General features: G+C 60.3%; 16 protein-coding genes. 9 read left to right on the top strand and 7 right to left on the bottom strand.

Annotation, left to right across the window (positions count from 1 at the left end; genetic code table 11):
* The first annotated feature begins 8 nt into the window (after positions 1 to 8).
* From ABIE13_RS13110 to ABIE13_RS13130, 5 genes are all read left to right on the top strand, one after another.
* Positions 9 to 1,016 (top strand): 2-dehydropantoate 2-reductase, encoded by a 1,008-nt coding sequence (locus tag ABIE13_RS13110; RefSeq protein WP_354444071.1) that lies wholly within the window; start codon positions 9 to 11, stop codon positions 1,014 to 1,016.
* Positions 1,017 to 1,922: a DMT family transporter gene (locus ABIE13_RS13115; protein WP_354444072.1), complete on the top strand. Its 906-nt coding sequence runs from the start codon at positions 1,017 to 1,019 to the stop codon at positions 1,920 to 1,922.
* A 120-nt stretch (positions 1,923 to 2,042) separates the two neighbouring features.
* Complete coding sequence (locus ABIE13_RS13120) at positions 2,043 to 2,864, top strand: UPF0149 family protein (RefSeq protein WP_354444074.1); 822 nt, start codon at positions 2,043 to 2,045, stop codon at positions 2,862 to 2,864.
* A gap of 160 nt (positions 2,865 to 3,024) precedes the next feature.
* Positions 3,025 to 4,272, top strand: a complete 1,248-nt coding sequence (locus tag ABIE13_RS13125) for a nucleoside recognition domain-containing protein (protein ID WP_354444076.1) — start codon at positions 3,025 to 3,027, stop codon at positions 4,270 to 4,272.
* A gap of 144 nt (positions 4,273 to 4,416) precedes the next feature.
* Positions 4,417 to 5,379 (top strand): DUF2272 domain-containing protein, encoded by a 963-nt coding sequence (locus ABIE13_RS13130; protein WP_354444078.1) that lies wholly within the window; start codon positions 4,417 to 4,419, stop codon positions 5,377 to 5,379.
* Positions 5,380 to 5,562: 183 nt separating this feature from the next.
* Here ABIE13_RS13130 and ABIE13_RS13135 read toward each other — a convergent pair whose 3' ends face one another.
* Together ABIE13_RS13135 and ABIE13_RS13140 are read right to left on the bottom strand one after the other, a co-directional pair.
* Entirely contained in the window at positions 5,563 to 6,921 is a 1,359-nt protein-coding gene (locus ABIE13_RS13135) for an IPTL-CTERM sorting domain-containing protein (RefSeq protein WP_354444080.1), read from the bottom strand.
* Positions 6,922 to 7,003: 82 nt separating this feature from the next.
* Positions 7,004 to 8,770, bottom strand: coding sequence for an ATP-binding response regulator (locus tag ABIE13_RS13140; protein WP_354444082.1), 1,767 nt, complete (start codon positions 8,768 to 8,770; stop codon positions 7,004 to 7,006).
* 180 nt (positions 8,771 to 8,950) lie between these two features.
* Between ABIE13_RS13140 and ABIE13_RS13145 the strand changes: the two genes are divergently transcribed.
* Entirely contained in the window at positions 8,951 to 9,109 is a 159-nt protein-coding gene (locus ABIE13_RS13145; protein ID WP_354444084.1) for a hypothetical protein, read from the top strand.
* Positions 9,110 to 9,174: 65 nt separating this feature from the next.
* Here the strand turns inward: ABIE13_RS13145 and ABIE13_RS13150 are convergent, their stop codons facing one another.
* From ABIE13_RS13150 to rsmI, 3 genes are all read right to left on the bottom strand, one after another.
* Positions 9,175 to 11,067: an ATP-binding response regulator gene (locus ABIE13_RS13150; protein WP_354444086.1), complete on the bottom strand. Its 1,893-nt coding sequence runs from the start codon at positions 11,065 to 11,067 to the stop codon at positions 9,175 to 9,177.
* Positions 11,064 to 11,750 (bottom strand): response regulator transcription factor, encoded by a 687-nt coding sequence (locus ABIE13_RS13155; RefSeq protein WP_354444088.1) that lies wholly within the window; start codon positions 11,748 to 11,750, stop codon positions 11,064 to 11,066. Before ABIE13_RS13155 ends, ABIE13_RS13150 begins: the two co-directional genes overlap by 4 nt.
* Positions 11,751 to 12,127: 377 nt before the next feature.
* Complete coding sequence (gene rsmI / locus ABIE13_RS13160; protein WP_354444090.1) at positions 12,128 to 13,060, bottom strand: 16S rRNA (cytidine(1402)-2'-O)-methyltransferase; 933 nt, start codon at positions 13,058 to 13,060, stop codon at positions 12,128 to 12,130.
* 29 nt (positions 13,061 to 13,089) lie between these two features.
* On the opposite strand from rsmI, the gene ABIE13_RS13165 reads away from it, so the two are divergent.
* From ABIE13_RS13165 to ABIE13_RS13175, 3 genes are all read left to right on the top strand, one after another.
* Positions 13,090 to 13,497: a YraN family protein gene (locus tag ABIE13_RS13165; protein WP_354444092.1), complete on the top strand. Its 408-nt coding sequence runs from the start codon at positions 13,090 to 13,092 to the stop codon at positions 13,495 to 13,497.
* Positions 13,498 to 13,640: 143 nt separating this feature from the next.
* Entirely contained in the window at positions 13,641 to 14,240 is a 600-nt protein-coding gene (locus ABIE13_RS13170) for an SIS domain-containing protein (RefSeq protein WP_354444094.1), read from the top strand.
* Positions 14,237 to 15,007 (top strand): BON domain-containing protein, encoded by a 771-nt coding sequence (locus ABIE13_RS13175; protein ID WP_354444096.1) that lies wholly within the window; start codon positions 14,237 to 14,239, stop codon positions 15,005 to 15,007. Before ABIE13_RS13170 ends, ABIE13_RS13175 begins: the two co-directional genes overlap by 4 nt.
* Positions 15,008 to 15,168: 161 nt before the next feature.
* Here ABIE13_RS13175 and ABIE13_RS13180 read toward each other — a convergent pair whose 3' ends face one another.
* On the bottom strand, positions 15,169 to 16,086 hold the full coding sequence (locus tag ABIE13_RS13180) for an NAD(P)-dependent oxidoreductase (protein WP_354444098.1): 918 nt from the start codon (positions 16,084 to 16,086) through the stop codon (positions 15,169 to 15,171).
* Positions 16,083 to 17,219 carry a PilT/PilU family type 4a pilus ATPase gene (locus ABIE13_RS13185; protein WP_354444100.1) on the bottom strand — a complete coding sequence of 379 codons (1,137 nt, stop codon included), beginning with the start codon at positions 17,217 to 17,219 and terminating at the stop codon, positions 16,083 to 16,085. Before ABIE13_RS13185 ends, ABIE13_RS13180 begins: the two co-directional genes overlap by 4 nt.
* Positions 17,220 to 17,334 lie beyond the last annotated feature (115 nt).

Here is a 17,334-nt window from a genome sequence, read left to right on the forward strand (position 1 = left end):
AGGAAACGATGTTCAAGAAAATAGCAATTTATGGCGCTGGTGCCATTGGCGGCTGGCTAGGCGCCGGCTTGGCAGCTCAAGGGGCTGAGCTCAGTGTGGTGGCAAGAGGTGCTGCACTGGAGGCCTTGCGCCAGTGCGGCTTGCGTTTGCGTGACCGCAGTGCCGATGGGCAAGAGGTCGAGACTGCCTGTGCGGTGCGAACCAGTGAAGAACCATCCGAGCTGGGTGTGCAAGATCTGGTCATCGTGTCGGTCAAGGCGCCAGGCATGGCCGACGTGGCGAGTCGTATTGCACCGCTGCTGGGGCCCGACACGGTGGTGCTCACGGCTATGAACGGCGTTCCATGGTGGTTCCTGCAAGGCTTTGGCGGTATGGCCGAGGGCCAGACGCTTCAGTCGGTCGATCCAGGTGGCGTCATTGAGAAAGCCATCGCGCCATCTCATGTCGTGGGTTGTGTCGTGCATGCCAGTTGCTCGGTCGATGCACCTGGCATCGTCCGCCACCACTTTGGCTCAGGTTTGATCATCGGTGAGCCGGCCGGGGGCGAAAGCCCCAGGGTCAGGGCCTTGACCGAACTCCTGCGCAAAGCGGGCTTTGATGCCACGGTGTCCTCGCAGATCCAGAAAGACATCTGGTTCAAGCTTTGGGGCAACATGACCGTGAACCCTATCAGCGCATTCACGGGCGCAACGGCCGACCGCATCATGGACGATGAGCTTGTGCGTGGCTTTGTCAGCGCCGTGATGCTGGAAGCCCGGGACATCGGAGCGAAGATTGGTATTCCGATTGCGCAAGATCCGGAAGATCGTCACATAGTCACCCGCAAGTTAGGCGCTTTCACACCCTCGATGCTGCAGGATGTGCGAGCGGGCAAGGCGGTGGAGATCGACGCGCTGGTCTCGGCGGTGCGTGAACTCGGCCAGATGACCCAAGTTTCCACGCCTTTTACAGACGCCTTGCTTGGCCTTGCTCGGCTGCATGCGCGCGTCCACGGCCTTTATCCGGAACGGACCTGAATGAGCGCTCCTGCTCGGGCACTGAGCGGCACTGCGTTTTTTATTCTGCTTTCCATTGGCGTGCTGATGGGCGCCAATCATGTGGCGGCCAGGTTGGCTTTCGACCATGGAACGGGTGTAGCGACGGCTGTAGCTGTGCGTTGTCTTGCCACCGCGCTGGTGGTTGGGGTGTTCCTGCTCTTGCAGCGAGTGCCGGTGTCTTTGACGACACGGCAACGCAAGGGCCTGCTCGCAATCGGCCTGCTGGTCGGCGTTCAAAGCCTGTGTTTGTACTCCGCCGTGGCGCGGTTGCCAGTGGCGTTGGCCTTGTTGGCGTTCAATAGCTATCCCTTGTGGACGGCGTTGTGGGCCCGCCTTTTCTACCAGCACCGGCCTGAGCAAGCTTTGTTCCGAGCCATGCCTGCGATTCTGGTGGGGTTGGTATTGGCTCTTGATGTGTTTGGGAAAAGTTCGGGCCTGGGTGCCGCTGGTCAATGGCGTGAAATAGGTGAGGGCGTGGCTTTCGCACTGAGCGCAGCTGCGGCATTTGGCCTCGCGCTGGTGCTGACCCAGCACGAGGCGGGTAGTCTCGATGGCCGGCTGAGGACGTTTTCAACCATGGCCATTGTCAGTGCACTGGCAACCGCAGGCGTTCTTTGGCAGGGCGGCCCGCAGCTTCCGACAGCTGCAGCGGGATGGTGGGGGCTGGCGATTTTGACCTTACTCTACGGCAGCGGCATCACGCTTCTTCTTACTGTGCTGCCGCGCATGGGTGTGGTGGGTAATTCGGCCATCATGAATGTAGAGCCTGTTATTTCGCTGGTGCTGGCCTGGGTGATATTGGGGCAAGCAATTGCACCGGTTCAGGTGCTGGGCGCGCTGATTGTGGTGGGCGCAGTCGTTTGGCTAGGCATGCGGAAAAAATGAAGAGCCTCATGCTGGGGGCCGTGGGTGATGCTGAGTCCAGGGGCTTCTGGCGCTCCTGGCGCTGCGCCGCTTGAGTGAAATGTCGTTCGAGGGTAGCTTTCGTGTATTAGGATTCAGCTCATGACTTCATCGCCCACACCTGATTCAGCCAATCCATCCATCGACGACGACCCTACCTTAGCGACGCTGGAGGCGCTTGACGACGTGCTGGCGGAGTTGAGTGAACACCACGAACTCATTCCAACGTGGGAGTTCTGCGAAGGGGCTTTGACTGCCCTGCTATGTACCCGCCGGCAAATTCCCGTCGGTGAATTCCTGTCAGCGCTGCTCAGCATAGACGCGGATCAGGTCGATGCTGCCGAAGGCTTTGCCAGCGAAGCGCAACGCACCCGCTTCCTGATGAACTGGATGGCCCGGGAATCCCAGATCCGTGCGGCCCTCGATGCCCAGGTTGAGGCACTGGATGACGAGCAAGCGCTTGATCCGGCTGTAATGGACATGCGTGGCCTGATCGCCGCTCAGCCTCCTGAGGAGGGATCGAACGAAGACGAGGAAGACGAAGGCGTTCTTCCGGCGTTTGCCTACCCCTGGGCCATGGGCTTCATGTCCGTCGTCGACATCTGGGAGCAAGACTGGGAGCCGCCTCGCGACAAGGCCATCGCATCTGACATGTCCGATGCACTCGATTGCATTCGCGCACTGTGTGAGGATGACACCGCATCGCCTGCGCTCAACCTTTTCGACGAAAACGGACCCCCCAGCGTGAGCGAGCAACGCCTGGAACAGTTCGGTGAGGCTGTATGGGCGGTCTATGACCTCTATGCGATCGCCAAAAGCCTGGGACCTCGCATTGATCCTGTGCGCAATGAGCTGAAGATTGGGCGCAACGATCTGTGCTCTTGTGGAAGTGGGAAGAAATACAAGAAGTGCTGTGGGGCGTAGGAATTTCAAGAGGCATTTCAGGCGCCTCAATGATCGCCCGGGAGGATCGTGAACAGGTTTTCACAGTAATCTGCATTCGAGAATAGTCACCGTTCAGGACGAGCCAGGTTCAGCCCGAACGGTGCTTATCGGTTAAACGCAACTCGGTACAAAGCTCCACATGGTCCTGAATCTCGTCTGGCTAGGGTTTTTCCTCAGCGCCTTCATTGTGGCGCTGGTTCAACTGGCGCAAGGTGATCTGACGGTATTGCCCAGGCTGCTCACCGCCATGTTCGATTCTGCCAAGACTGGCTTCGAGATATCCATCGGCCTGGTCGGCATCATGGCGCTGTGGCTGGGCTTCATGAAGATTGGTGAGCGGGCTGGCATGATCGATGCGTTCGCGCGAGGCGTGAACCCGCTCTTTCGTCATCTTTTTCCTGGCGTACCGACCAGGCACCCCGCTCAGGGCGCGATGACCATGAACATCAGCGCCAATCTGCTGGGGCTGGACAACGCTGCCACCCCACTGGGCCTCAAGGCGATGCAGGAACTGCAGTCGCTCAACCCCAAGCCGGACACGGCAACCAATGCGCAGATCATGTTCCTGGTGCTGAACACAGCGGGGTTGACTCTGATCCCCACGGCGGTCATCGCTGTTCGCCAGACCATGGCCATCAAACAGGGGTTGACCAACTTCAACGCGGCGGACATCTTTTTGCCCACGATGCTGGCAACTGGCTGCTCGTTTCTATCCGCGCTGATCGCGGTGGCCGTGGTGCAGCGCCTGCCGTTGTGGCGCGTTGGCGTGTGGTTGCCGCTGGCAACTCTCGCAGTCCCTGTGGCCGCGCTTGTCGTCTGGTTGGGACGCTTTCCTCCTGATCAGGCCGCGCAGTGGATGGGCGTCATCGGCGCCGGTTTCATTCTCTCGGTCGTGGTGCTGTTTTTAGTCTGTGGAATGGTGCGCCGCGTCAACGTATATGAGACCTTCATCGAAGGCGCGAAGGAGGGGTTTGGGGTCGCCGTACAGATCATTCCCTATCTGGTAGCCATGCTGGTGGCAATTGCGGTTTTCCGCGCGGCAGGACTGATGGAGCTGTTGATGAGCGCCATCGCCACTGGCGTGGCAGCCCTTGGCCTTCCCACCGACTTCCTGCCTGCGTTGCCGGTTGGCCTGATGAAGATCCTATCTGGATCGGGCGCACGAGGGTTGATGGTGGACGTCATGCAAACCTATGGGGTCGACTCATTCCCGGCCAAACTCGCTGCCATTATTCAAGGCTCAACCGAGACCACGTTCTATGTGCTGGCCGTGTACTTCGGCAGCGTGGGCGTCAAGAACACACGCCATGCCTTGCCGTGCGCTCTGTTTGCTGACCTGATTGGCTTGGTGGCCGCGGTGGTGGTGGCCTACGCGTTCTTCAAATAAAGCAAGGCGGGTCGTTACCCTCTGTTTCAAGGTTCAATGACGTTCGGCACTGGTGAGAGGGGAAGGCGCCCGATATGGTGAGAACCTATCATGCGCTCCCACCATGTTCCGCCTTGTTCGCTAGCAGTTCATCGCACTCTGACGATGTTGTGCATCGCGTGCCTTGCGTTGCCTGTTGTTGCGAGTGCCGAACCGGATCTCTGCCAACGGGAGGAAGGTGCGGCTGATTTTCCTTTGGCCGAACGCCTGGCTTCCATCGCCTTGCGTGAACACCGGCTGATGGGGGGCGCCTTGATTGACGCGGGAGGAGGGTTGATTCGGCAGGGTTTTGCTGAGGCAGAACAGGACCGCGCGCCTGAGTCAGATCGCCCCACCTGGCAGCGCGTGTGGAACTACTGGCGCTCTACGCGTGCTGGAACACCTGCGGCCATGGCCGCGCAACCATCATCAGTCCAGTTGCGCGCCATGCTGGTCGATCAGCCCTGGTCAGCTGTGTTCATTGGTCACGTCATGCGCCAGGCTGGCATGGAGGAGCGTGCTTTTCGCTATTCGGCCAGTCATCAGGACTATGTGCACGCTGCTTTTCGCAGCACTGAAAATGAAGTGCGGGGAGATCCCACGGCATATGCCTATCGCGCTTGCGACCTGAAAACCACCGCACCGCAGGTGGGCGATCTGATCTGCTTTGCGCGTGGTCGAGACGGACGTGAGGATACGTTCAAGAAGCTGAAGCAATCACTCGGGACGCGCTCTCTCAGCATGCATTGCGATATGGTCGTGCGCCGTGACTCGGCAAGCATTGAAGCTGTCGGAGGCAATGTGGTGCAGTCGGTGACCATGCGCCGCCTTGGTCTGGAAGGAAACGGCTCTGGTCTCATGTGGTCCGCGTATTTTGAATCAGAGCACGCTCGCCAGGCTGCCGAGCAAGCTGTGCCTGTGGCCGAAGGTGTTGCAAAGGCCATGCTTGCCGATACCTATCTGAATCGCAAGCCCTGGAGCGTGCTGCTGCAACTGCGCGCGCCGGAGTCGCATCTGAGGGCGGTCCAATGGAAGCCCCGCACTGCGAAGCTCACGCACAGCCTAGAGTCCGCGCGCATGTCTGAGTAGGTGATCTGGGAACGGTGTGTGGATCTAGATCATGGGATCGAAGAACAGACCTTTTGGCGTTTGAACTTCTTTGAGTCAGAAATCAAAAATGCCCGTTCGCGCTGAGCCTGTTGAAGCGTTGCGCAAGGCCACTTCGGCTGGCTCAGGACAGGCTTCGACAAGCTCAGGCTGAACGGTTGTGTGTCAATAGTGCCGTCGGCTCAGACGCCGCATCCCCCAAAGTGCCATCAACGATCCCAGCGCTAACAAGGCCCATTGACCCAAGGTTGGAACGGCGGTGACCGCCGCAGGAGAAGGCGTTGGGGTGATGACGAGTGGATACTCGTACGCGCCGATATCGATAGAGCTGCCGATGATGCGGCTCGCGCTGGCAAGGTCCAGCGTGAAAGAGGCGGGGAGGGCGCTGTTCTGGCCGCGGTTGATGGCATCGGATGATGGACTGAGGCGGTAGTCGCCTGCCGCAGGATTGATGAAGGCTGGGTTGCCAGTGCGTCGAAACGGGTCGGGGGGCAGTGGAGACTCCAATTCACCGTTGCCATGGATCAGGTTGTGTGATTCCACAAATCCGGGCGCCAGGTCACTCTGATAGGACAGCGCGTACAGGGTGTTGAAAGCCGCTATGTTGTTGCGCATGCTTCCTTGCAACTGCGCGCCTTCGTCGGTACGAGCGCCAACCCACATGCCGGTTCTGTTGTGCGCCACTGTGTTGTTGATGAGATGCGCAGTGACGTCGCTGATGCCCATGGCATACACCACAAGGGCGCCCGGACCGCCTCTGTTGCCCGATTGGCCGTAGACCAGATTGTTGTAGATACCCGCTTGCGTATTCCCTCCAAGGGTACGCAGTTCGATGCCGTTGTTGAACATGCTCCCCTGTACTCGGTTGCGGTCTACCGTCAAGTCCAGACCGCCGGCGGCCTGGTAGACCAGGATGGCACCGCATTGATCCAGGTCGTTGGCTGTGATCTCGTTGTTGCGTATCACCACATCCGAGCGGGCTTCTCCCGCTTGATACAGAGCCACTGACACGCCGTCAGCGCAGGAGTCGCTGATGCCTCTTATACCCAGGCGGTTGCCTTCGATGATGGCGGAGATGCTGCCGTACTGCTCGCCAGCGGTGGTGGTGCGCACTTCGATTTTGGTGCCTTGCGAGTCAGGGAAAGTGTTGTCGGTGACTTGCAAGCGCAGGTTGCCGCCCCCGACGCCGAGCAGACCGAGCACGTTTCCAGCGAAGTTGAGGGAGCGAATCGTCACATCAATGTTTTCGTCCGTGGCATAGGCCATGGCCGATGTCACGGTGGGAGTGCGACCAGTTGCGGGCCGTAGGGTGACTGACTTTCGGATGTCCAGAGCTTCCGCGTTGGTGGTGTCGAAGGCCAGTTCGATCACGTCACCAGGATCTGCCGCCTCAATACACGCCTGAAGGGTGCCGTTGCAAGGAGAGGCGCCCGGGTAGCTGAGCGTGGCACTGAAGGCGGGATAAGCAGCGAGGGCGCTCGCGAGTATGAGCGCGACACGAGAGACATGAAGCGAGAAGGGCATGCGGGCTCCAAAGCAAGACTGGCCGATGCGGCCTTTGTAGGGAACGATATGCGGGAACTTCAGCGACCGCCAGTGCCGAAAGTCATGTCCGGCGTGCTTCCAACAGAGGGCTCAGGGCTTCGAGCAGGTCCGAAGCCGTTACCGGTTTGAACAGCACCGGCATGCCTGCTTGCCGGACGCGCTGCAGCGGAGCGGGTGCCGTTTCTCCGGTGATAAGCAGGGTGGGCGGCGGGATCAGCCCGCGCTGGGAAAGCGAGAGGGCGAAATCCAAGCCGTCGACGCCGTCCGCCAGGCGTAGATCACAAATCATGGCGTGGAACGAATTCCTGTCCACTTGCCCTTGCTCCAATAGCCGTTGCGCTTGTTCGGTCGTCGTAGCGTGTACCAAGTCAACGCCATAGGAGCTGAGCAGCACGTGCATGGCTTGCGCGATGTCGGCTTCGTCTTCCAGCAGCAATACCCGCGCTCCGGACGCTGTGCTGAAAGTGGCGTTGAGCGCAGCGGAAACAGGCGGAGGAGGCAGCGCGTGAGGTTGAGCGGGAGCGGCCGGCAATACGACGCGAAACCGGCTTCCGCGTTCTGGTCGAGACTTTAGATGGACAGGATGGCCGAGCAAATTGGAGAGTCTGCGCACGATGGATAGTCCCATTCCGAGACCACGCGAACGATCACGCCCGGCGTTGTCAACCTGGTAGAACTCGGCGAATATCGGTTCCTGGTGTTCGGCAGCGATGCCTATACCGGTGTCCACCACGTCAATCCAGACTTCCTGGTTTCGGGCACGCGCGACTACGAGGACACCTCCTTCAGGCGTGTACTTGAGTGCGTTTTCTATCAAGTTGCTCAGCATGCGTTGCAGCAGGTCTGCATCGGTGTGAACCCACAGCGGCGTTGCTCGCATCCTGAGTTGCAAGCCTCGTTGCTCGGCGTCTGCGACAAAGGTCTGGCTAAGGGAGCGAAGAATGGTATTGAGCGCAACGGGTGCGACTGTGGGCTCTATGGCGCCCGCATCCAGACGGGACGTGTCAAGCATGGTGCCAAGCGAGGCGCTTAAGGCATCGGCGGCACGCATCAGCCTTTGTGCATTGGCGTGCTGGGGGTGTCCCGCCAATTCCTTCTCAAGTACGGCTCCGAATAGCGTGATGGCGTGCATGGGCTGGCGCAGGTCGTGGCTGGCGGCGGCCAGAAAACGCGTCTTGTCTTCACTGGCCTGGTGAGCAATCTTGACCTGCTGCACCAGCTGATTGGCTAGATCCTCTTTCTCGAATCGGGTCATCAGCGTCTGCGTCATGAGCTGCTGCTGTTGCCGCCCAAAATACAGCACGATACCCAGATTGATGGCCGCGCAGGCGAACATGAATAGAAACAAGGGCTGCCCTTGCCAAAGTAGTGCGGTCAGCAAGCCTATGTTCATGGGCAGGACCCAGCCCAGCACGATGGGCCACAGCTGAGTGCCGTACACGGCGGCGCTACTGGCGACCCCGATCAGAATGACCAACAGGCCGTGCAGGAGTGGGCTCCCCGCAGGTGGCAGGAGCCAGCAGGCAAGGCCCCATAGCGTGCTGTCCAGAGCCGTGGACGTCGTAAAGCGGCGAGCCCAGCGGTCGCTGTGTTGCTCGCGCTCGGGATCGGCACGGTAACCATTGGAGATCCAAAGGCCGATAAGGTGTGTGGGAGCACGCAGGCCGACCCAAAGAAAGACGAGCCAGGATCCTGTCTGCCAATAGAAGAAGATGGCTACGAGCGCATTGACCGTTGTTTCAAGCCAGCGGGCATCACGGTCCGTGCGTGCCTGGGCCTCGACCTTGGAGGCCAATACTCGTTCAGCGACGGCGGGGGGCAGAGGCATGTTCACGATATCGTACAGGTCACCGGACGAGGGCGTACGCCTCTCTGGTGCTTTCCAGTGACTTTGCACGCACCAAGCATGCGGCTCTTCAACAGGGCGGCTAGCAGGTCCTTCTCGGGCCACACAGTGCTCAAGATCGGTCTTTATGTGAGGCACGCCAGGCGGGTAGAAGCTTTGATCATGGTGACTCCCTCTTTGAATGGACTGGGTTTCATGCTTGCGCGGTTGCTGGCCAAGGGGCCGCATGCGCAACATGCGCGTGCGCAGGAAGATATGCCGCATGGGCGTGTGCCACTAGTGCCGAAAGTCATTCAAAAGCCATTCAAAGGTCCTTGGTAGGTAGCCGCGTTCGATGAGCCACTCTGCACCCCACATTGCTTTGGGGCTGAGGTTCTGCAACTGTCTCAATGGTCGATCATTCCGGCCAGGGCTGCCAGCAAAGCCGACGCGGTGACAGGCTTGAACAGCACAGGTATTCCCGTCTCGTTCACTCTCTGCAGAGGCTCGGGCGCGGTCTCTCCTGTGATGAGCAGGGTAGGCACGGCCTCACTGCCTTGTGCTCGCAATTTAAGGGCCAGCGCGAGGCCATCCGTTCCTTCGGCCAGGCGCAAATCGCAGACCACTGCCTGAAATGGCTGGCCTGCTTCGCGCGCCTGGGCAAGAAGCTCTTCGGCTTGCGAAGCCTGCGTAGCATGGGTCAACGTCATGCCGTGCGTGACCAGCAGCGCAGCCATGGCGTGGCCGATATCGTCTTCGTCTTCCACCAACAGCACGCGTGCTCCGGTAACTGACGTGGGTGGTGAATCGTCTGCCGGGAGCTGCTCTGGAGATCGGGATCCCAGGGTGCCGGCCGGGGTGGCCGGAAGCACGATTCTGAAGCGGCTGCCCCGTCCGGGCTGGGAGTGAAGCCGCACCGGATGGTTGAGCAGACGTGACAGCCGCCGCACGATTGACAGTCCCATGCCCAATCCATGGGAGCGATCGCGCCCTGGGTTTCCGATCTGATAGAACTCTGCAAACACCTGCTCTTGATGCTCTGGTGCGATGCCAATTCCGGTATCAACCACTTCAATCCACACCTGGCCTCGTCGTGCGCGGGCCAGCACGAGCACTCCCCCGTGCGAGGTGTATTTGAGTCCATTCTCGATCAGGTTGGACAACATGCGTTGCAGCAGATCGCTATCGGTTTGCACCCAGAGTGTCGTGGCGCGCACACGAAGTTGAAGCCCTCGTTCCTCCGCTTTGCCTGCGAAGACCTGTCCCAGCGACTGCAGGATGGGATTGAGTGGGGTCGCAGCCATGGCGGGTTCAATCAGCCCCGCATCCAGATGAGACACGTCCAGCATCGAGTCAAGTGAATGTCCCAGAGCATCCAAGGCGCGCATCAGGCGTTCGGCGTTGGCGTGCAGGGGGTGTGTTCGCAGGTCGTGTTCGAGCACGGCGCCAAATAGGCCGATGGCGTGAACTGGCTGGCGCAGATCGTGGCTGGCGGCGGCCAGGAAGCGGGTTTTTTCGTCGCTCGCGAGTTGGGCTACACGGACTTGCTCTGCCAACTGTTCTGTCAGCGCCTGGTTTTCAAAGCGAGCGAGCAGAGAATCCGTCAGCAGAAGGTGGTGCTGGCGACCCGTGCGCAGGGCCATCACCAGGTAAAGCCCCGCGCACAATGCCAGGAAGAAGTCGCTCGCCTGTTGTGCTTGCCACAGCAGCGCGGCTATCAGGCTCAAGAGGATGGGAAGCACGAAGGCCAGTACGGCCGGCCAGCTGGGCACCACGTTGTGCAGGCCGCCCGCGCACAACATGATGAGAAGCAGGGCGGTCAGCAAGCTGGTGGGAAAGTCGTGCGGGGGTAGGAACAACCAGGGCACCAGTCCCCAGACAAAGCCGTGGTAGAGAAAGGCCCATAGGTAGACCCGTAACCACCTCTGGCATTCCTGCGGCGTGGTGCGTGGGAGTGTGGTCAGGGCGAAGTAGAAGGGAATTGAAAATGCCCGCAACGCCAACCAACCCCAGATGCGCGTATCGCCTACCAGCCAACCATAAAGAACGGCATAGCTGATGGATACCAAAAGGCTGATGAAAAACGCGCCCGGGTATCCTGCAAACAAGGCGTTGACCTGCGCTTGCAGAACACGCTCATTCACCGCAGCTTGGTTGTGGGCGCTGTAGGCTTTCTGTGAATTGTCTTCATCGGGAAAAAGGCGTTGGCCTTCGCCTGGAGGATGCTGCTCAGGTTTTGCCGGCTTCCCCAGATCCTGGGCTGAGGGCAACGCGGCCCTGAGGGCGCGTGGGGTTTTCATCTCAATTTGCTGATCAGCTGCGCTCGCGAGCGTACCCCGAACATGAGCAGTAGTGCCGAAACATGATTCTTGACCGTGCCTTCCGACAGGTGGGCTCTTTCTGCAATCTCCCGGTTGGGCTGTCCGGCCAATACCCAGTCCAGCATTTCAGCTTGGCGATGTGTCAGGCGGACTCGCTCCCCGTCCCGGGTTTGCACCATACGAGCGGCTTCGCTGGCCCGGCTCTCGGGTTCTGCTAGCCCGGGAATGGGCCCGGAGGCAGCCGGTAAGCCCAGGAGCCCCTGTGCCCGCAGGTAAGTAATGACATCGGCCAATTGACCGGACTTTGGGAGGTAAGCACGGGCTCCGGTTTCCAGAGCCTGCCGTTTTAGAGCGGGGTCAGCGTCCCCAGAGAGAACTGCGACCGGTGCTTCGGGAAAGCGCGTCAAGAGCTGGCGCAGACCGGACAGGCCGTGCGCATCGGGCAGGTGCAGATCCAGCAATATCAGCGCCAAGGTGTCCTGATGCCGGGCGTAAAGGTCTATGGCCTCCGCCAAGGTGCTTGCTTCCAAGGTCCCTGGCTGACTGTGGCCTGCCGCCTGGGACGCAATCAGGGAACTCAGGCCCAGGCGCACCAGTTCATGGTCATCCACGATCAGGAGTCGGGGATGATCTGGCGTGACAAGAGGCTCTGAGGGCAGCATGCGAGCATGTTAGGCCCTGTGAGCGTGTTAGTGAAGTGACGAAAGTAACGGGCGGCTGGCCGTTTTAACCCTCTCTCCCGAAATCGGGAGAGAGCTCAACAGTCTTCGCTTGTGAACGATCCGTGTAGGGCCGAGCGCAGCAATGGCCCGAATGGGCACCCAACCCCCCCCTTTGGCCGTGCCGAGGAGCGCGGAGCGAGGGGCAGGTCATCCGGTGGCGGAGCAAAGAAGAAGTAGGTGCGCTGCTGGGCGCACTCCCCGGCCTCCGACCTCAATCCAAGAGCAGAAAGTAACTAGAAAGCACAGACAACAACTCAACCGTCGTCTGGCCTCATCGGATAGCCGGCCATCCGGGCCATTCTTCATCAGGGTCAACGTTAACCGTCGCGTTGCTTCAAAGCACGTTCGTACAAGGCATTGCGAGCTTGCCCGGTAATCTCCGCTGTCAGCTTGACAGCAGTCTTCAATGGCAGCTCAGCCATCAACAGGCGTAGCACCCGATCATCATCGCTTGGCGCCGCACCTGCTTCATGCGGATGAAGCACCAAGGCGAATTCGCCACGCAGGCGCTGTGGGTCTGCAGCCAGCCATGCCGGCAAGGCAGCACATGCCATGGTGGCGATCTGCTCGAACTGCTTGGTCAGTTCGCGCCCCACCGTGACCAGCCGCTCCTCCAACGTGGCCAGTGCATCGGCCAGGGCCGCAATGCGATGAGGTGCCTCCAGCAGCACCACGGCGCGCGGCTCACGCGCCAGTTCAGCGACCGCACTCATGCGCTCGCCCTGTTTGGAGGGCAGAAAACCGGTGAAAACGAAACCAGGATCGCCCGTGATACCCGCCGCACTGAGAGCGCAGGTCACGCTGCTTGCACCCGGCAATGGAATGGCCCGCAAACCTGCCGCATGGACCGCTGCCACCAGCCGCGCACCTGGGTCGCTCACGGCCGGGGTGCCTGCATCGCTCACATAAGCCACGCGCTGACCCTCTTGCAGCCGGGCGATCACGGCTTGGGCGGCCTCAATTTCGTTGTGTTCATGCAGCGCGATCAGCTCGCTGCCGGAGCGCTGAATACCCACTGCACGAAGCAGGTGCTGGGTATGCCGCGTGTCTTCGCACGCAATGGCGTCGACCATCAACAGCACATGCAGAGCCCGTAGAGTGATGTCGGCCAGATTCCCGATGGGCGTGGCGACTACATACAACGCGCCGGACGGATAATGCTGCCCCCCAGCCGCCGCACGTGCAGCTTCCAGGGCATGCTGAAACGATGGCTTGCCTATGGGCACGGATTCAGTGGCTGGCAAAGACATTTTTATAACTTCAAGAGAAGACAATTCGGATGGCGCTTTGGTCAGTCAAGCGATCGGTAGGCAAAAACGCCAGCGCAAGCACCAGCACGCGCGAACAGGGGATGTCAGCGGAAGATTCTGCGCTGGCTCATCTGGAAGGCGCAGGGCTGCGACTCGTGGATCGCAATTATCGGACGCCAGGGCGAGGCGGTGGTGAAATAGATCTTGTGATGAGGGCCGCAGGCGGAACGCTGGTGTTCGTCGAGGTGCGCGCACGGTCCGGTTCGGGTCATGGAGGGGCAGCGGCCAGCGTAAGCGCCATCAAGCAACAGCGCATTGTGTTTGCGGCGCGGCATTACCTGCGGCGTTTTCGCGCACCCCCGCCGTGCCGCTTTGATGTCGTTGCTATAGACGGCGGACGCATCCAATGGCTCGTCGGCGCATTCGATGCGAGTTAGGGAGAGCGGATGGCCGGCCCCCAGGTTCTCGTGGTCAACCAGTTGGAAAGCATGATGCAAATTGACACGTTTGCTCCTGATTTTGAACTGATTTGCTCCTAAATTTGCACTGACGTCCCTTTCCGGCGTTATCATTGCCGCCGATGCTCGCGCAACGCATTCAACAACAATTCATAGACAGCGCCGATCTCCAATACCAATGGGCGGAAGCGCTGGCTGGTGCCGTGGCCGAAGCCGCGCAATCACTGCTGGCCTGTATCACCGGTGGGGGCAAGATACTCATTTGCGGCAATGGTGCCTCAGGCGCACTTGCTCAGTATCTGGCCGCCTTGCTGGTGGGTGGGCTTGAGCGCCCTCGCCCTGAACTTCCCGCGTTCGCTTTGGGTACTGACGCGGCCACGCTGACGGCGGTGGCGCGCCGTGGCGAATATGCCGATGCCTTTGCCGCCCAGGTGCGTGCCTTGGGTAGTGCTGGCGACGTACTTTTGATCCTCTCTTCCAACGGCCGCGCCAGCAACCTGCTGCGTGCCGCACAGGCGGCGCATGAGCGGGAAATGAGCGTCATTGCGCTCACCGGTGCCGGTGGGGGCGATCTGGGCATGATGCTGCGCGAGACCGACGTGCACGTCTGCGTGCCGCACGAGCGAACCCCGCGCATACACGAGGCACATCAGCTGGTGCTGCATTGCCTTTGCGACGGACTTGATCTTCAACTTCTGGGTGAACAGGAGAGTGCTGGATGACTTTACGCATGAATCGGCTGGCTGGTGTCTGCCTGGTGGCAGCCCTGGCGGGCGCTGGTGTTTCTGGCTGCGTGCCGCTGGCCATCGTGGGCGGCGCGGCTGGTGCCGGCACGCTGATGTTCGCCGCCGAGCGGCGCAGCGGCGAAACGCAGACGGCCGACCGCACGATTGAGCAGGAAGCGCAGGAAAAAATTGTCAACGCCCTGCCCGGGCGTGGCCATGTCACCGTGACCGCGTACTACCGCAAGGTTTTGGTCACTGGCGAGGTCCCTACGGAGCAAGATAAGCAATTGGTTCACTCGCTTGTGAACGGCATTACGGGCGTGCAGGGCGTCGTGAATGAGCTGGCGGTCATGCCCAATTCCGGCCCGGTTCAGCGCTCCAACGACACCTACGTCACCGGCAAAGTAAAAGCCAGACTGATAGATGCCAACGGCGTGCCAGCCAATGCCGTTCGCGTCATCACCGAAAGAGGAACCACCTACCTGATGGGGCGCCTGTCTGCGCAGGAGGCCGAACTGGCGACTCAGATCGTGCGGCAGACCGCGGGGGTAGAGCGGGTAGTGCGTGTGATTGACTTGATTGTGGAGCCCCCGGCGGCCAATGCTGGCATGGGTGGGGCGCCTGCAGCGGCTGCGCCATCGGGGTCTGCGGTGGTGCCTGTGAGTGAGGCGGCGACTGGGGTGGTGACTCAGCCAGTGACGCAGCCTACGGTGCAGGAAGCTCGTCCGCCTATACAGGTGCAGACTTTGCCGCCGGTCAAGTAGCAAACAGGTTCAGACCTTGCCGCCAATCTGATGGCGAGAGGCGGAGTTTGGATGTGACTCCCTCTCCCGCAAGCGGGAGAGGGTTTGGGGTGAGGGAAAGCTGCGTGTCCTAATCACGTCACCAGCTTAGTCTCCCTCCACTAACTCAGTTGTCGATCGGGCTACTTCAGCCTTTTAACCAAACTGGAAGTATCCCAGCGCCCACCACCCATCTGCTGCACATCTGCGTAGAACTGGTCCACCAGCGCCGTGACTGGTACGCGCGCGCCATTGCGCTTGGCTTCATCAAACACCAGTCCCAGATCCTTGCGCATCCAATCAACCGCAAAGCCGAATTCGAACTTGCCTTGCGCCATGGTAGAGCCACGGTTGTCCAACTGCCAGCTCTGTGCAGCGCCCTTGCCAATGACTTGCAGCACCTGATCCATGTCCAGGCCCGCCCGTTGTCCAAAGGCCACGGCCTCCGAAAGGCCTTGAACCAGGCCGGCGATGCAGATCTGGTTGACCATCTTGGTCAACTGGCCTGAGCCGCTGGGGCCCATCAAGGTGAAGGCGCGGGAGAACGCCATGGCCACCGGCAACACGTCGTTGAAAGCGGCAGCATCACCACCGCACATCACCGTGAGCATGCCATTTTGGGCGCCTGCTTCACCGCCTGATACCGGCGCATCGATGAATTGCAGGCCGAGGGCGCGGGCGGCACTGTCGAGTTCGCGCGCCACAGTGGCGGAAGCGGTTGTGTGGTCCACAAAGAGTGCGCCCGGCTTCATGCCTGCAAAGGCGCCTGTGTCTCCCAGCACCACGGATCGCAGATCGTCGTCATTGCCGACGCAGCAGAACACGATGTCAGCCTGAGATGCCGCCTGCGCTGGCGTGTCTGCTCGGGTCACTTTTCCAGTAGATGCCAACTGCGCGCAGAAGGCCTCCGACTTGGCGGGAGAGCGGTTGTACACCGTGACGGTATGGCCCGCCTTGGCCAGGTGGCCGGCCATCGGGGCGCCCATGACGCCCAGGCCAAGAAAAGCCACATGGCGAGGGGCGATGGATTCGTAGGTTTTGGGATTGATCTGGATGGTCATAGGATTTGGAGGTGTTCGGTGCCGGCAGCCAGATCCACGGATTTGGCTCGCTTGCTGGTCAGCTTGATCTGCAGGCGCAGGTCGTTGGCGGAATCAGCGTTTCGCAGGGCATCTTCATAGCTGATGAGGTGTTTCTCGAAAGCATCAAAAAGCGCTTGATCGAAAGTCTGCATGCCGATCTCTCGGCTCTTCTTCATGATTTCCTTGATCTCGGTGACTTCGCCTTTGAAGATCAAGTCTGAGATCAGAGGGGAGTTCAGCATGATCTCGAACGCCGCAGTGCGGCCCTTGCCGTCCTGCCTGGGAATCAGGCGTTGCGAAATCAGAGCGCGCAGGTTCAATGAAAGATCCATCAGCAGCTGTGCGCGTCTTTCTTCCGGAAAGAAGTTGATGATGCGGTCCAGTGCCTGGTTGGCAGAGTTGGCGTGCAGGGTGGCCAGGCACAGGTGACCCGTTTCTGCAAAGGCCACGGCATGTTCCATGGTCTCACGGTCGCGTATCTCGCCCATCAAAATTACATCAGGCGCCTGCCGCAGGGAATTCTTCAGAGCGGTGCCCCAGTCCTCTGTGTCCAAGCCCACTTCGCGCTGTGTCACGATGCAGTTCTTGTGTGGATGAACAAATTCCACCGGGTCTTCCACTGTGACGATGTGACCCTGTGAGTTGATATTGCGCCAATCCACCATCGCTGCCAGGGAGGTCGACTTGCCCGAGCCGGTGGCGCCGACCATGATGGTCAGGCCCCGTTTGGACATCGCCACGCTCTTCAAGATCTGCGGCATACCCAGATCGTCAATGGTAGGCAGATCTGCTGGAATCACCCGCATGACCAGGCCAATCTTGCCCATCTGCACGAAGGCGTTGCAGCGGAAGCGGCCCACCCCGGCAGGCGCGACCGCAAAGTTGCATTCCTTGGTGCGTTCGAACTCAGCGGCCTGCTTGTCGCTCATCACAGCACGAGCGAGAGCCAATGTGTGCGCAGCGGTCAGCGGCTGGGGCGACACCTTGGTGACCATGCCATCGACCTTGATCGCTGGCGGAAAGTCGGCGGTGATGAAAAGGTCGCTGCCCTTGCGAGCGAGCATGAGTTTGAGCAAGTCATTGATGAACTTGCTCGCCTGATCGCGTTCCATGTTTTCTCCTCGCCAAATAAAGACCGTAGTGACCCGCCACTTTCGCTATCGTAGCGCCCGTCCCACCCCATAAGCGAATGAGGTCAACAAAATCTGACCGCCGCGGGCAGCCAAA

The organism is Ottowia thiooxydans, from assembly GCF_040548795.1.
GTDB classification, from domain to species: domain Bacteria; phylum Pseudomonadota; class Gammaproteobacteria; order Burkholderiales; family Burkholderiaceae_C; genus Ottowia; species Ottowia thiooxydans_A.